Genomic DNA, 14,311 nt, shown 5'->3' with positions numbered 1-14,311 from the left:
CACGGCGGGGCCGCCTTCTCTTTTCTCTGGAGTCTCACCGTGAAACGATTACTGGCGATCTGCTGTTACTGCCTCGGCCTGATGTTGTCGCTGTCGGCAACGGCCGCCGAGAAGCCTCTCCCGTCCGAGCTTGAACCCCTGCTGCAGGAGTTGACCGAATCCAGCCTGAGCAAGGCGATTCCGGTCCTTGATGCACTGGAAGCCGAGGGTGGTGAAGCCCTGCAACCGCTGTTCAGCTACATGCTGGAAGGCGATCTCTACTACATCAAATCCTCTCGACAGGTCATCGCGGTCAGCGAAGAGGCCGGTCAGGAAACCTTTATCGACATGCTCAGCGGCAGCGAAATCGAGCCGCTATCCAGTCGTGACATCAAGAAAATCCGCGTCAACAACCGTCTGCGCGGGCATCTGCGTGATGCCATTGCGCGTTTGCAGCTGGGTTCGGAAAGCGCCGCCGTGCGAGAAAGCGCGGTGCGTTCGTTGTTGTCTGACCTGGATGAAAACACCCTGGCGTCCATTCGCGAAGCGCGCCTGAATGAAAGCGCGGGTAACGTGAAAGATGTCATGGACATGGCGCTGGCGCTTTACCGCCTGGAATCAGCCGCTGAAGCGTCTGATCGCATCGAAGCGATCGCACAGCTGGAAGGCAGCCTGGAAGGTGACGTGCGCAACGCGCTGAACCGTATTGCTGACAACGACCCTTCACCCCAGGTGCAGCAAGCGGCGCAGAAAGCGCTGGTGGGAATTGAACAGAAAGTCGAGTTCTACGCCTTTATCGACCAGCTTTTCTTTGGCCTGAGCCTGGGCTCGGTGCTGCTGCTTGCCGCCATCGGTCTGGCCATCACCTTCGGCGTGATGGGCGTGATCAATATGGCTCATGGCGAAATGATCATGCTGGGTGCCTACACCACCTATGTGGTACAGCTGCTGATGCCCAACCATATCGAATACTCGCTGTGGGTGGCCATTCCGGCGGCCTTTGTTGTATCCGGCATGGCTGGTGTACTGCTGGAGCGTCTGGTGATTCGTCACCTGCATGGCCGTCCGCTGGAAACCCTGCTGGCGACCTTTGGTGTCAGTCTGGTGCTGCAGCAGCTGGTGCGTACCGTGTTCTCACCGCTGAACCGTCAGGTGGCCTCACCCGAGTGGATGTCCGGTGCCTGGGAGATCAACCCGGTGCTGTCGTTGACGCTGAACCGTCTCTACATCCTGGCCTTTGCACTGCTGGTGTTCTTCGCGCTGATGTTGCTGCTGAAGAAAAGCTCGCTGGGTCTTAACGTGCGTGCTGTGTCGCAGAACCGTGATATGGCCAAATCCATGGGTATTCCCACCGGTCGCGTGGATGCGCTGACCTTTGGCCTTGGCTCCGGTATCGCCGGTATCGCCGGGGTAGCACTGAGCCAGCTGACCAACGTGGGGCCGAATCTGGGCCAGTCCTACATCATCGACTCCTTCATGGTGGTGGTGTTTGGTGGCGTGGGTAACCTCTGGGGTACCCTGGTTGCAGCCTTCTCGCTCGGTATTGCCAACAAGTTCCTGGAGCCGGTCACCGGTGCGGTGCTTGCCAGCATCCTGGTTCTGGTCTTCATCATCCTGTTTATCCAGAAGCGTCCCAAAGGACTCTTCCCGCAGAAAGGGAGGGCGGCTGAATGAACTGGCTGACTCAGCTATTTGCCGCCGGTCGTACCCCCGGTCATCGGGTACTGCCGTTCGTAACCGTACTGTTCCTGGTCACCACCCTGGCCTCAATGGCCAACCTGATGCTGCCGGAAAGCTCACCGCTTCATGTCAGCACCTACACCATTACCCTGCTGGGCAAGTATCTCTCCTATGCGATGCTGGCGCTGGCGGTGGATGTGATCTGGGGCTACTGCGGTATCCTCAGCCTGGGCCATGGTGCCTTCTTCGCCCTGGGCGGCTACGGCATGGGCATGTACCTGATGCGCCAGATCGGTGATCGAGGCGTTTACGGCAACCCGGACCTGCCCGACTTCATGGTATTCCTCAACTGGGACAGCCTGCCCTGGTACTGGATGGGCATGGATCAGTTCTGGTTCGCCATGCTGATGGCACTGGCGGTACCGGGGCTGCTGGCCTTCGTGTTCGGCTGGCTGGCGTTCCGCTCCCGTGTCACCGGTGTTTACCTGTCGATCATGACCCAGGCGCTGACCTACGCGCTGATGCTGGCCTTCTTCCGCAATGAAATGGGCTTTGGCGGCAACAACGGTCTGACCGACTTCAAGGATATCCTCGGCTTTGATCTGCAGTCCGACACCACCCGAGTGGCGCTCTTTGCGACCACTGCACTGATGCTGGGCGTGGTGTATATCCTCAGCCATCTGATCCTCAAGTCCCGCATGGGCAAGTTGATTGTGGCGATTCGTGACGGCGAAGCCCGTGCGCGTTTCCTTGGCTACCGTACCGACCTGTATAAGGTATGGCTGTTCGTCTTCTCCGCCCTGATTGCCGCCATGGCCGGTGCGCTCTACGTACCTCAGGTGGGCATCATCAACCCGGGCGAGTTCTCGCCGCTGAACTCCATCGAAGTGGTGGTCTGGGTCGCCGTGGGTGGTCGTGGAACCCTCTATGGTGCCGTCATCGGTGCGCTGCTGGTCAACTACGCCAAGACCCGCTTTACCGCAATCATGCCGGAAGGCTGGCTGTTTGCGCTGGGTGCACTCTTTGTACTGGTCACCCTGTATCTGCCCAAAGGCCTGGTCGGGCTCAGTGGTCAGCTGGCCGCAAGCCGTGAACGTAAAGCAGGAAAAGCCGCACAGCAGGAGGCGCACTCATGACCGCAATCGATAATGCTCGCGAACTCATGCGCCCGGACCGTGTATGGCCGTTCCTGGTGCCGCCGGCAGCGCCGGTCGACGTATCCAAAAACGTGCTGCTCTATGTGGAAGGGGTCAGTGTCAGCTTCGACGGCTTCAAGGCGCTCAATGACCTTAACCTCTACATCAATGATGGTGAGTTGCGCTGTTTGATCGGTGCCAACGGTGCCGGCAAGACCACCATGATGGACGTGATTACCGGCAAGACCCAGTGTGACGAAGGCAGTGTCTATTTCGGCCAGACCATCAACTTGCTGGAAAAGTCGGAACCGGAAATTGCCCAGCTGGGCATTGGCCGCAAGTTCCAGAAGCCCACGGTGTTTGAAGCGCATACCGTGTTCGACAACCTGGAAATGTCGCTGAAAACCGCGAAGGGCATCTGGCAAACGCTGATGGCGCGTCTGTCACCCACTGAAATCGATCACATCGACCGTGTGTTGGAGATTATCGGCCTCAAGGAGCACCGCTTCATGCTGGCCGGTGCCTTGTCCCACGGCCAGAAACAGTGGCTGGAAATTGGCATGTTGCTGGTGGCTGAGCCGCGTCTGCTGCTGGTGGATGAGCCTGTTGCCGGCATGACGGCGGAAGAAACCGAAAAAACCGCTGAGCTGCTCACCTCGCTGGCCGGTGACCATACCGTGGTTGTCGTTGAGCATGACATGGAGTTTGTCCGCAGCATTGCACGCACCGTAACGGTGCTGCATCAGGGCAGTGTGTTGGCGGAAGGCACCATGGAGCAGGTGCAGAACAACCGTGACGTGATCGAAGTGTATCTGGGGGAAGAAGCATGATCTCCATTCAAAATGTTAACCAGCTCTACGGTGGCACCCGCATTCTATGGGACCTGGATCTGGAGATCGAAGAGGGCTCCTGTACCTGCATCATGGGGCGCAACGGTGTTGGCAAAACCACCTTGCTGAAGTGCCTGATGGGGTTGCTGCCGGTGGAGAGCGGTCAGATCCAGATGCAGGGACAGCCGCTGCATACCCGCCCGGCGGAGTATCGTGCCAAGGCCGGCATCGGTTATGTCCCTCAGGGGCGTGACATCTTTCCGCTGCTCACGGTCGAGGAAAACCTTCGCATCGGTCTGCCGATCCGCAAGGACAAGGCGAAGGAGATCCCCGAGAAGATCTTCGAGCTGTTCCCGGTACTGGGCGACATGATGCACCGCCGTGGCGGTGACCTTTCCGGTGGTCAGCAACAGCAGCTGGCGATTGGTCGTGCACTGGTGCTGGACCCTAAAGTGCTGATCCTGGATGAGCCCAACGAAGGTATCCAGCCCAACATCGTCAAGCAGATTGGCGATGTCATCCTCAAGCTCAATGAAGAGGAGGGGCTGACCGTGATTCTGGTAGAACAGAAGCTTGGTTTTGCTCGCCGTGTCGGCAAGGAGTTCCGGCTGATGGAGAAGGGCCGCATCGTCGCGGCAGATCGCATGGACAACCTCAATGATGACCTGATTCGCCAGTATCTGGCGGTCTGAGACAGGCAAAAGCCGCGGCGAAATCCGCGGCTTTTTTGTGTCAGCACCAAAATGGGCATGCTTTTTGCCACATTGGTGCATAAGGATAGGGAAAACAACTTCTCGATCATGATGCGCACTTACATGGTGCGCAATTAGGTGTCGGGTCATCAGGTTTGCACGCAAATGGTGCGAATGTGTGACTCAAAAATGAACAATCAAGGGTGTTGCTACCGCATGAATATGTCCGTGCCTGACAGCCTGCCTGCCAGTGCCCAACACGAGCCTTCCCGTTGGCATGCCCGCCTGTCGCTGGGCATCAAACGTACGCCGCGCGGCAGTCGTGTTGCCAGTGCCGAGCGTTTCGGGCCTCTGCACCTGCAAAAGCCCTTTTATCCGGAAGGGCCGGATCTGGCGCATATCTACCTGTTACACCCGCCCGGCGGCATGGTGTCTGGCGATCTGCTGGAAATTGAAGCCCGGCTGGCGCCTGAAACAGCCGCATTGATCACCACGCCCGGCGCGGGCCGCGTCTATCGTGCCCGTCCGGACCGCACACTGCAGCATCAGCGCGTCCGGCTGGAAGTGGGTGAGGGTAGCTCCATGGAGTGGCTGCCGCTGGAAACCATCCTCTATCCCAATGCCCGGACCCGCCTGGATCTTGATGTTGAGCTGGCCGCAGATGCCCGTTTTATCGGCTGGGAAGTGACCAGTCTGGGATTGCCGGCGCAGGGCAAAGGCTTTGGTGAGGGTGAGCTGCAGCAGCGTCTGCAAATCCGTCAGGAAGGCCGCCTGTTGTTGCGTGAACAGCTGTTGCTGGATGAGCGCAGCCAGTCGGTATTGACCGCCAGGGCCGGTCTTCAGAACAAGCCGGTGACCGGGTTGATGGTGGCCGGCCCCTTTGCACAGGAGCAGGCGGAACCCCTGCTGGAACCGCTGCGCGAATGTGCTGATGCATTGGATTTTCTGGCCGGCGTGAGCCTGAGTGGCGAATTCCTGCTGATACGAACGCTGGGAGAGTGCTCCGAGCGGACACGTTTGTTTCTGGAGCAGTGCTGGCAATTGATTCGGCCGGAACTGCTGGGGCGTGATGCCTGCGCGCCGCGAATCTGGGCTACCTGATTTGAATGGGCAGGTGCTTTGGGTACCTGAAATCCTGAGGAGAGATTAATGGAACTGCTGCCAAGAGAGAAAGACAAGCTACTGATCTTTACTGCGGCCCTGCTTGCAGAGCGCCGCCTGAACCGTGGCCTCAAACTGAATTACCCGGAAGCGGTGGCCTATATCACCATGGAGATCATGGAGGGTGCTCGCGACGGTCGCACCGTGGCGGACCTGATGGGCTATGGCAAGACCCTGCTCAGTGCCGACCAGGTGATGGAAGGGGTGCCGGAGATGGTCGATGAAGTGCAGGTTGAAGCGACTTTCCCTGACGGTACCAAGCTGGTCACCGTTCATCAGCCGATTGTGTGAGGAGGAGAACACCATGATTCCTGGAGAAATTCAGAGTGCTGCCGGCGAGATCGAACTCAACGTCGGCCGCAAGACCACGCGTGTACGGGTGGAAAATCACGGTGACAGACCGGTACAGGTGGGCTCCCACTATCACTTTTATGAAGTGAACCCGGCCCTGGTGTTCGACCGCGATGCTGCCCGAGGTTTCCGACTCAATATCGCATCCGGCACGGCTGTCCGCTTCGAGCCGGGGCAAGGACGTGAAGTCGAGCTGGTCGAATATGCCGGCAGTCGAACCATCTATGGCTTCCGTGGCGATGTCATGGGTCCGCTGGATCAGGCAGATGCTGTAAGTAAAGATGGAGGGCAGAACTGATGGCCAAAATGGACCGCAGCAGCTACGCACAGATGTTTGGCCCCACCGTCGGGGACCGTGTTCGTCTGGGCGATACCGAGCTTTGGATCGAAGTCGAAAAGGATTACACCACCTACGGTGACGAGGTGAAGTTCGGTGGTGGCAAGGTCGTGCGTGATGGCATGGGCCAAAGCCAGGAGACCAACGAAGTCGCCATGGATCTGGTGATCACCAATGCGCTGATCCTGGACCACTGGGGCATCGTTAAAGCGGATGTCGGTGTCAAGGATGGTCGTATCCATACCATCGGCAAAGCCGGCAACCCGGATACCCAGGATGGCGTGGACATCGTGATCGGGCCGGGTACCGAGATCATTGCCGGTGAGGGCGCCATTCTGACCGCCGGCGGCATCGATGCCCATATCCATTTCATCTGCCCGCAGCAGGTGGAAGAGGCGCTGATGTCCGGTGTTACCACCATGATTGGCGGCGGCACCGGCCCTGCTACCGGCACCAAGGCGACCACCTGTACGCCGGGGCCCTGGTATCTGGGCAAGATGCTGCAATCCACCGATCAGTTGCCGATGAACCTTGGTTTTCTGGGCAAGGGTAACGCCAGCCGCCCTGAGGCGCTGCGCGAGCAGCTGGATGCCGGTGCCTGCGGTTTGAAACTGCATGAGGACTGGGGCACCACGCCTGCATCCATCGACTGCTGCCTCAGCGTGGCCGAAGAGTACGATGTGCAGGTGGCGATCCATACCGACACCCTTAACGAGTCCGGCTTTGTCGACGACACCCTGGGTGCATTCAAGAACCGTGTCATCCACACCTATCACACCGAAGGGGCCGGTGGTGGCCACGCGCCGGATATCATCCGTGCCGCCGGTTACTCCAATGTGTTGCCGTCGTCCACCAACCCCACGCGCCCCTACACGGTGAACACCGTGGATGAGCACCTGGATATGCTGATGGTGTGTCACCACCTGGACAGCAATATCCCTGAAGATGTGGCCTTTGCCGACTCGCGTATCCGCAAGGAAACCATTGCCGCCGAGGACATTTTCCATGACCGCGGTGCATTCAGCATGATCTCGTCCGACTCCCAGGCCATGGGCCGTGTGGGCGAGGTGGTGACACGTACCTGGCAGACGGCGCACAAGATGAAAGTGCAGTTTGGTCTGTTGCCGGAAGATGAAGAACGCGGTGCTGATAACTTCCGTGCCCGTCGCTACATCGCCAAATACACCATCAACCCGGCTATTACTCACGGTGTCGCCCATGAAGTGGGCTCCATTGAACCGGGCAAGCTGGCTGACTTGGTGTTGTGGAAACCGGCATTTTTCGGTGTTAAGCCGGCCACTATTATCAAGGGAGGCATGATCGCGGCAGCTCCCATGGGCGATCCCAACGCGTCTATTCCCACACCCCAGCCGGTGCACTACCGCCACATGTTCGGGGCTCTTGGCCGTGCCGCTGCCGAGACATCGCTCACCTTTGTCAGCCAGAAGGCGCTGGAGTCGGGTCTGCGTGAACAGCTGGGGCTGCAGCGCCAACTGGTGGCCTGCGGTAACACCCGCAATATCAGCAAGTCGGACATGATTTTGAACGACTGGCAGCCGGATATTCAGGTCGATCCTCAGACTTATGAAGTGCGGGCTGATGGTGAGCTGCTCACCTGTGAACCGGCTGATGTGCTGCCTTTGGGTCAGCGATACACGTTGTTTTAAGAGTGCTGAGCAAGCAGCACGGTTTTAAGGAGTAAGCAGGATGTTTGAAGTGCATGAACGTCTGGGGACCCATTGTCATGAGCCAGTGGTTGCCAAGGTGACCCTGACCCATGATCAGCGTGATCGCGGTCGGCTCAAGCTGACCAGCGATACCGGTGAAGAAGTGCGCGTTTTTCTTGAGCGTGGCAAGCCGTTGCTGGTGGGAGAGTATCTCAAATCGGTCTGCGGTCGCCATCTTCAGGTAGAAGGTGCCCAGGAAGAGGTGCTGGAAGCGGGCTGTGACGACTGGCGTACCTTCGCGCGCGCCTGCTACCACCTGGGCAACCGCCATGTGCGCATTGAAGTGGGCGATCGCTGGCTGCGCATCAAGCCTGACCATGTACTGGAAGAGATGCTGCAGTTGCTGGGGCTGGAGACGCGTCAGTGCGAAGCCGTATTCATGCCGGAATCCGGAGCCTATGCCCATGGCCACCACCATCACGACCACTGACCTGGCGCTGCTGCGACTGTTGCAGCTGAGCAGCGTTAGCCTGCCGGTGGGTGGTTATGCCTTTTCACAGGGGCTGGAGTATGCCATCGACAGCGGTTGGGTGCGCAAGGCCGATCAGGTGGAGGAGTGGCTGGAGCTACAGCTGCTGCATGCCCAGGCCCATACCGACTTGCCGCTGCTGCGACTGGCCATGCAGGCAGACAGCGAGCAGCGCTGGCAGGAACTGAACGACCTGTCACTGGCCTGTCGTGAAACACGGGAGCTGCGCCTGACCGACAGCGCCATGGGTGAGGCACTGCGCCGGGTGCTGAAAAATCTCGGCATAGAGGTCCCCGAGGCGTTAAAGCAGGAGGTCAGCTTTATCGTGCTGTTCGCCTTTGCGGCGCGGCACTGGCAGATCGATGCAGACGCAGCGGCCCTGGGCCTGGGCTGGTCCTGGCTGGAAAACCAGGTCGCTGCAGCCACCAAACTGGTCCCCTTGGGTCAGACGCAGGCGCAGCAGCTGCTCAATGATTTGCAGCCCCTGCTGCCCCAGGCGATCGAGATCGCCAAGGGCGTAGATGAAGAGTTTATCGGTGTTGGCCTGCCTGCTTTGGCAATCGCCAGCAGCCTTCACGAAACACAGTATTCACGATTGTTCCGCTCTTGAGGCGTGACAGTCCGGTTAAACGAGGAAATGAAAATGAGTAAACCCAAGCAGACACTGAGGGTAGGGGTCGGTGGCCCCGTTGGTTCCGGCAAGACGGCGCTGCTGCGCTCACTCTGTGCCGCCATGCGTGACTACTACGATATCGCCGTTGTCACCAATGATATCTATACCCAGGAAGATGCCAAATTCCTCACCGAACATGAGGCGCTGAGTGCGGATCGCATTCTCGGCGTTGAAACCGGCGGTTGCCCGCATACCGCTATTCGTGAAGATGCGTCCATGAACCTGGCTGCGATTGATCAGCTGGTTGAGCGTCATGGCGAGCTGGATGTGGTCTTTGTTGAGAGTGGTGGCGACAACCTCAGCGCCACGTTCAGCCCTGAGCTGTCTGACCTGACCATCTATGTGATCGACGTGTCTGCCGGAGACAAGATTCCGCGCAAGGGCGGGCCCGGTATTACCAAATCCGATCTGCTGATCATCAACAAGACCGACCTGGCGCCGCTGGTTGGTGCCTCGCTGGAGGTGATGGACCGTGATGCCCGCAAGATGCGTGGTGAGCGTCCCTTCATCTTTGCCAACCTGAAAGCGGCCCAGGGGCTGGACGACATTATCGGTTTCATCATCAGTGAAGGGATGCTCGAAACCAAACAGCTGCCGCCTGCGCGTGCTGTGGTCTGACTACGTATTTGTCTATCAAGGAGAACATCATGAAAAAATCACTGATTGCAGCTGCGGCTCTGTTGCCGGGCGCCGCCATGGCCCACAGCGGTCACGAAGTATCCGGTTTTATCAGCGGTCTGGCCCATCCGGTGGGTGGTGCTGATCACCTGTTGGCCATGCTGGCGGTGGGTCTTTGGGCGGCACGTCTGGGCGGGCGTGCCCTCTGGCTGGTACCGCTGGCATTTGTCGCTACCATGGTGCTGGGTAATGCGCTGGCGCTGTCTGGCGTATCCATTGGTTTTACCGAACAGGGGATTGGCCTGTCAGTCGTTGCCCTGGGCCTGTTGCTGGCGCTGGCAGCACGCTTTGCCACCCCGACCTGCATGGCGGTTGCAGGCGGTTTTGCTCTGTTCCACGGCCTGGCACATGGGGCCGAGATGCCGCTGAGCGCCAGTGGTTTCAGCTATGCGGCTGGTTTCGTACTGGCAACGCTGGGCCTGCATCTGGCGGGTGTTGTGTTTGGCAAGCTGGGTACTGAAGCCAAAGCCAATCTGTTCAGCCGTGTGACCGGTGGTGCAATTGCCCTGACCGGTGTGGCAATGGTCGCTGCCTGATAGTCAGCTGAGGTATGCTGTTCAGCATCCGCAAGGGAGGAGTGCCGGATGCTGAACAAACTCAATTTTCGCCACCTCTACCACTTCTGGGTGGTGGCCCGTGAAGGCAGTATGGCTCGGGCGAGCCAGGTGCTGGATCTGACACCCCAGACCCTGAGCAGCCAGGTGGCGGCTCTGGAAAGCGAAGTGGGTGGTTTGCTCTTTCGCCGTGAAGGCAGAGGGTTGAAACTTACTGATCTGGGGCTGAGTGTTCAGGCCCATGCCGATGATATTTTCGAGGCTGCCGAAGCTCTGCAGCAACTGTTGCAGACCCCTTCTGATGAACGCCCGCTGCGCCTTGCCGTGGGTATCTCCGCCTCCATCCACAAGTTGATCGCCTGGCGTCTGATCGAACCGGCGCTGGTGCTGGACCGTGACGTCAACCTGCGCTGTGAAACCGGCCGTACTCCCAATCTTCTCAACGATCTCAAACGGCGTGACCTGGATCTGGTTCTGACCGATCGTCCTCCGGTGCTTGAACCGGATGCCCGCTTTCATCTGCATGAGCTGGGTAGCTCACCCATGCGACTGTTCGCAACAGCGGAACTGGCCCAGCAACTGAAAAAGGGTTTTCCGCACAGTCTCAATGAACAGCCCTTCCTCGCCAACGCGGTGGATGCGCCCTATGTAAATGAGCTGATGCAATGGTTTGCCGATCAGGGTGTACGTGTATCCATTCGCGCGCAGGTGGATGACAGTGCACTGATCAAGGTGCTGGGCCACCACGGAATGGGGTTTTTCGCTGCACCGGATGTGATTGCCGATGAGGTGTGCCGTCAGTATCAGGTGGAGAGTATCGGCCTGGTGGAATCGGTTGAAGACAGGCTCTATGCCGTGACTCGTAATGTGCACTCCCGGCACCCGGGTGTGCAGGCCATTTGTGAGCGACGGGTGGAGGATGCATCGATAAAACCTGATAAAAGAGACGAATAAATCTGCTTTTTTCTTTGGGTTTCAGTGTCCATTATTGAATCGTAATCAAACGAGACGAGGAGTCCGGCCATGAACGCGATTCACAAATACCGTCTTGAAGTATCTGACAGTACCAATACCCTGCAGTTGAAAGAAGGCTATCGTGTAGTGCGATTTGAGTATCTGGTCGCCGAGAAAGGACTTTTCATGTGGGTGGAAGAGCCATTGCGTGCAGATGTTCCTACCTGTGAAGCCGCCTTCAGGGTAGCGATGACCGGCAAGCCGGTGGCCATGAGCTACGAATACCTGGATACAGCGCTGGACCCCTTTGGTCCCGAGGCTTACCACCTGTTCCGGGTAGAGACCGAGCGACAGGTCCAGTCCGGCCCCGAGCCCAAGCTGGTGCATCACCAGGCGGCTTGATCAGTTGCCAGAAGACATAAAAAAACCGGATGGTGTTAGCCATCCGGTTTTTTTTACGCCTGCTCCAGCAGGGCTTCGAAGCGCTGGCGCAATTCAGTGAAATGCCAGTAATAGGGCAGGGTGAACCACTCCAGCTCCAGTGCCTGCAGGGCAGCGGGCGTCGGTTCGCTGTCATGCTGCTCAAGTGCCTGGCTCAGTCGCTCCATCTGGTATTCCATGCGCAGGGCTTCATCGCTTTCCGGCGATGGCAGGCCCAGCAGGATTTCCAGTCGGATGCACAACTCGCGTGCCTGGCGGTCGGTCAGCATCAACTGCTCTTCAATGCTGCGTGAACCGGCACTGATCAGGCGAATTGCTTCCAGACGCTGTCCCATACGCTCACGCCAGTGACTACCCGGTGAATTGCCGGTAATCGCCTGTGTCAGCAGGCTGGCCAGGGTGTCGCTGGTGCCATCGGTGGCCAGCTCTTCTTCCGTCTGGCTGGCCAGCTTGTCCAGCTGCTGCAGGGCTTCAACGGCGTGGTTATCCAGCGGTTGCTGGGTGCGTTGTGCCTTGGCGGCCTGCTCGGCCTTGGCTGATGCCTGACGCTCGCTCTTGAGACGGTTGAAGATGGTATCGCAGTGGCCACGGAAAGCCTGCCACAGGGCGCGCTCGCGACTGCGGAAGGTGGGGCCGCTGGCTTTCCATTCGCGCTGAAGCTGCTTGGCACCTTCAGCGGCAGCCTGTACATCGTCCTGTTCAGCCAGTTCGGCTGCGCGGGCAATCAGGGCTTCCTTGGTTTCGCCACACTGCTGACGGAAGTTCTTGATGCGGTTATCCAGGTCGCGCAGCAGGGTATTGAATGTCTGCTGCAGCGGCTTGCCGGGAGCACGGTCGACCGGCGAGAACTGGCGCCACTCATCGCGAGCCGTGCGGCTGACCGCTTCAACGGCATGCCAATCGGCCTGATCCCAGTCCATCTGTTCGATATAGAGCGACAGCTGGTCACAGATCTGGCGGCGCTGTTCCAGGTTGTATTCACGTTTTTTGCGCTGGGCGCCAAACCAGGCCTGACACGGCTCGTAAGCCTTCTCGCCGGCTTCATGAAAGCGCTTCCACAGCTTCTGTGAATGCACTGGGTCTGTGCCGTCGACCTGTTTCCACTCCTGCTGCAGGCCGCGGATACGGTCTGCCAGAGCTTGCGGGTCCATCTCGGCACCAACCAGGGCTTCCATCTGCTCGCACAGGGCTTCTTTCTTGCCAGCCGCAGCAAACCCCTGCCAGTCGCGCAGTTCTGCCAGACGGGCATTCAGTTGGCGCTGGCGGTTTTCGATGCTATCCGGCAGGGCGGAGGACAGAGTGCCCAGGCTGTCGCGCAATTTGTTGTTGAGCTTGTCGGCATCGACCACGTTGCCTTGCTCAATCAGCTGTTCCAGCTGGTCCAGCTGCGCATTGATCTCGTCGCCCTGCTGGCGCACGTCCTGTTTAATCTGGGACAAGGCCTGACGCAGCGCGGCAATACGGCTTTTCAGCTGCTGCAGCGTTTCGGGCAGCGGCAGGTCGGCTGGCCAGTTGATTTTGGCTTGCAGCGCCTGGGCTTTATCGAGCAGGGATTTGGGGTTGTTCGGGGATTCATTCAGCAGGGTATCGAGTTCATCGGCGTGCGCCTGAAGGCGCTCGCTGGCTTCCAGGCTGGCGCTCAGCTGCTGAGCAAGAATGTCTTTTTGTTGCTTGAGTTCAGTGGGCAGCAGTTCTGCGTCCAGTGCTTGCCAGGCGCTATCGACTTCATCGAGCAGCTGTCGGGTGTCATCGGCTGATAGAGATTGGCTTTCCAATCTGCTGACCAGACCCTGGGCCGTTTCCAGCTGTTGCTCACGACGGGCGCGGGCCTCGGCCTCAGCGGCCTCGGATGCGGCCTGGCGTTGCAGGCGTTCATCCAGCTGCTGGCTCAGCTCGCGGAAACGGGCCTGGAGTTCATCATCGCGCTGACTAAGCGCCTGCCACTCCTGATAAGCGGCCTGTGCACGGGCCTGCAGGAACTGGGTATCGTCAGTCAGCAGCAGCTGATGCAGCTGATGGATCAACTGCTGACGGCGTTGCTCGTTTTCGGCTTCAAGCCGTGCCTGTTCACGCAGGCTGTTGAGCTTGTCCCGGCAGATGCGGTGAACGGTTTTGTCGCGGCCACGGCTAGCGCGCTGCACCTCTTCCAGCAGGTCGGTGTCCTGCAGTCGGGTCACGGCGGCCTTACGGGTATCCGCTACGCGTGCATGCAGTGCCAGCTGCATCAGCAGGCCTTCATCATCAATCTGATTGAGATTATCGGGCTTGAGGCTGTTGGCGTTCAGGATGATTTGCGTGCGGGCGGAGTCGTCGTGCACCTGCTTGAGCAGCTGGCAGATGGAGTCTTCATTGGCACTCTCGTCCAGGCATTCTCCGACACGCTGCCCGGCCTGCTCACGCACCTCCGGGTCGGACGAAGAACTGAGGACCTGCAGCAGCGAATCGGTATCACTGAGGCGCTGAACGGCACTGATGCGAACCCTTGGGCTGCTGTCGGACAAAGCAAGTTCGCGCAAGATGGACAGCTGATCCGGTTGGTCCGGGCTCAGTTTCGCAACAGCACTTGCACGTACGTCCGGGTCAGAATGACGCCACTTGGGTTTAAACAGGTTTGCAAACATCAGTCACCACTACCACAGGAGAGTCCCG

At 58.9% G+C, this 14,311-nt stretch carries 15 protein-coding genes; 14 read left to right on the top strand and 1 reads right to left on the bottom strand.

Annotation, left to right across the window (positions count from 1 at the left end; all coding sequences use genetic code 11):
• Window positions 1-39 precede the first annotated feature (39 nt).
• The 14 genes from urtB (at window position 40) to BW956_RS00510 (ending at window position 11,623) form a co-directional block, all read left to right on the top strand.
• Entirely contained in the window at window positions 40-1,653 is a 1,614-nt protein-coding gene (gene urtB, locus BW956_RS00575) for an urea ABC transporter permease subunit UrtB (RefSeq protein WP_076460024.1), read from the top strand.
• Window positions 1,650-2,795 (top strand): urea ABC transporter permease subunit UrtC, encoded by a 1,146-nt coding sequence (urtC, locus tag BW956_RS00570; protein WP_076460022.1) that lies wholly within the window; start codon window positions 1,650-1,652, stop codon window positions 2,793-2,795. Before urtB ends, urtC begins: the two co-directional genes overlap by 4 nt.
• Complete coding sequence (urtD, locus tag BW956_RS00565) at window positions 2,792-3,625, top strand: urea ABC transporter ATP-binding protein UrtD (RefSeq protein WP_010321960.1); 834 nt, start codon at window positions 2,792-2,794, stop codon at window positions 3,623-3,625. Before urtC ends, urtD begins: the two co-directional genes overlap by 4 nt.
• Window positions 3,622-4,317, top strand: a complete 696-nt coding sequence (gene urtE, locus BW956_RS00560) for an urea ABC transporter ATP-binding subunit UrtE (RefSeq protein ID WP_010321961.1) — start codon at window positions 3,622-3,624, stop codon at window positions 4,315-4,317. The genes urtD and urtE overlap by 4 nt, the downstream gene beginning before the upstream one ends.
• Before the next feature lie 216 nt (window positions 4,318-4,533).
• A complete protein-coding gene (locus BW956_RS00555) occupies window positions 4,534-5,418 on the top strand; it encodes an urease accessory protein UreD (RefSeq protein WP_076460020.1) in 885 nt (294 codons plus the stop codon).
• 48 nt (window positions 5,419-5,466) lie between these two features.
• Entirely contained in the window at window positions 5,467-5,769 is a 303-nt protein-coding gene (locus BW956_RS00550) for an urease subunit gamma (protein WP_010321963.1), read from the top strand.
• Window positions 5,770-5,782: 13 nt separating this feature from the next.
• Window positions 5,783-6,127 (top strand): urease subunit beta, encoded by a 345-nt coding sequence (locus tag BW956_RS00545; protein WP_076460018.1) that lies wholly within the window; start codon window positions 5,783-5,785, stop codon window positions 6,125-6,127.
• Complete coding sequence (gene ureC / locus BW956_RS00540; protein WP_076460016.1) at window positions 6,127-7,833, top strand: urease subunit alpha; 1,707 nt, start codon at window positions 6,127-6,129, stop codon at window positions 7,831-7,833. Before BW956_RS00545 ends, ureC begins: the two co-directional genes overlap by 1 nt.
• A gap of 40 nt (window positions 7,834-7,873) precedes the next feature.
• Entirely contained in the window at window positions 7,874-8,323 is a 450-nt protein-coding gene (gene ureE / locus BW956_RS00535; RefSeq protein WP_076460014.1) for an urease accessory protein UreE, read from the top strand.
• On the top strand, window positions 8,298-8,972 hold the full coding sequence (locus tag BW956_RS00530; RefSeq protein WP_083702878.1) for an urease accessory protein UreF: 675 nt from the start codon (window positions 8,298-8,300) through the stop codon (window positions 8,970-8,972). The genes ureE and BW956_RS00530 overlap by 26 nt, the downstream gene beginning before the upstream one ends.
• 33 nt (window positions 8,973-9,005) lie before the next feature.
• On the top strand, window positions 9,006-9,653 hold the full coding sequence (ureG, locus tag BW956_RS00525) for an urease accessory protein UreG (RefSeq protein WP_010321968.1): 648 nt from the start codon (window positions 9,006-9,008) through the stop codon (window positions 9,651-9,653).
• Window positions 9,654-9,682: 29 nt separating this feature from the next.
• On the top strand, window positions 9,683-10,249 hold the full coding sequence (locus tag BW956_RS00520; RefSeq protein WP_076460010.1) for a HupE/UreJ family protein: 567 nt from the start codon (window positions 9,683-9,685) through the stop codon (window positions 10,247-10,249).
• A gap of 48 nt (window positions 10,250-10,297) precedes the next feature.
• The gene (locus BW956_RS00515) at window positions 10,298-11,221 is read left to right on the top strand and encodes a LysR family transcriptional regulator (RefSeq protein ID WP_083702877.1); all 924 of its coding nucleotides are present in this window, start codon (window positions 10,298-10,300) and stop codon (window positions 11,219-11,221) included.
• Between the two features lie 69 nt (window positions 11,222-11,290).
• Window positions 11,291-11,623, top strand: coding sequence for a DUF7352 domain-containing protein (locus tag BW956_RS00510; RefSeq protein ID WP_076460009.1), 333 nt, complete (start codon window positions 11,291-11,293; stop codon window positions 11,621-11,623).
• Window positions 11,624-11,676: 53 nt separating this feature from the next.
• Here BW956_RS00510 and BW956_RS00505 read toward each other — a convergent pair whose 3' ends face one another.
• Complete coding sequence (locus BW956_RS00505; RefSeq protein ID WP_076460007.1) at window positions 11,677-14,283, bottom strand: DUF349 domain-containing protein; 2,607 nt, start codon at window positions 14,281-14,283, stop codon at window positions 11,677-11,679.
• Window positions 14,284-14,311: the final 28 nt, after the last annotated feature.

The sequence above is a fragment of the Marinobacterium stanieri genome, assembly GCF_900155945.1.
In the GTDB taxonomy this organism is placed as follows: Bacteria; Pseudomonadota; Gammaproteobacteria; order Pseudomonadales; family Balneatricaceae; genus Marinobacterium; species Marinobacterium stanieri.
This window is presented reverse-complemented; position numbering and strand designations above follow the sequence as displayed.

Excerpts from the sequence above, each read along its gene's own strand:
- BW956_RS00555 (WP_076460020.1), top strand. The coding sequence starts at position 4,534 with ATGAATATGTCCGTGCCTGACAGCCTGCCTGCCAGTGCCCAACACGAG.
- BW956_RS00550 (WP_010321963.1), top strand. The coding sequence starts at position 5,467 with ATGGAACTGCTGCCAAGAGAGAAAGACAAGCTACTGATCTTTACTGCG.
- urtD (WP_010321960.1), top strand. The coding sequence starts at position 2,792 with ATGACCGCAATCGATAATGCTCGCGAACTCATGCGCCCGGACCGTGTA.
- ureG (WP_010321968.1), top strand. The coding sequence starts at position 9,006 with ATGAGTAAACCCAAGCAGACACTGAGGGTAGGGGTCGGTGGCCCCGTT.
- ureC (WP_076460016.1), top strand. The coding sequence starts at position 6,127 with ATGGCCAAAATGGACCGCAGCAGCTACGCACAGATGTTTGGCCCCACC.
- BW956_RS00510 (WP_076460009.1), top strand. The coding sequence starts at position 11,291 with ATGAACGCGATTCACAAATACCGTCTTGAAGTATCTGACAGTACCAAT.
- BW956_RS00520 (WP_076460010.1), top strand. The coding sequence starts at position 9,683 with ATGAAAAAATCACTGATTGCAGCTGCGGCTCTGTTGCCGGGCGCCGCC.
- urtE (WP_010321961.1), top strand. The coding sequence starts at position 3,622 with ATGATCTCCATTCAAAATGTTAACCAGCTCTACGGTGGCACCCGCATT.
- BW956_RS00505 (WP_076460007.1), bottom strand. The coding sequence starts at position 14,283 with ATGTTTGCAAACCTGTTTAAACCCAAGTGGCGTCATTCTGACCCGGAC.
- ureE (WP_076460014.1), top strand. The coding sequence starts at position 7,874 with ATGTTTGAAGTGCATGAACGTCTGGGGACCCATTGTCATGAGCCAGTG.
- BW956_RS00515 (WP_083702877.1), top strand. The coding sequence starts at position 10,298 with ATGCTGAACAAACTCAATTTTCGCCACCTCTACCACTTCTGGGTGGTG.
- urtC (WP_076460022.1), top strand. The coding sequence starts at position 1,650 with ATGAACTGGCTGACTCAGCTATTTGCCGCCGGTCGTACCCCCGGTCAT.
- BW956_RS00545 (WP_076460018.1), top strand. The coding sequence starts at position 5,783 with ATGATTCCTGGAGAAATTCAGAGTGCTGCCGGCGAGATCGAACTCAAC.
- BW956_RS00530 (WP_083702878.1), top strand. The coding sequence starts at position 8,298 with ATGGCCACCACCATCACGACCACTGACCTGGCGCTGCTGCGACTGTTG.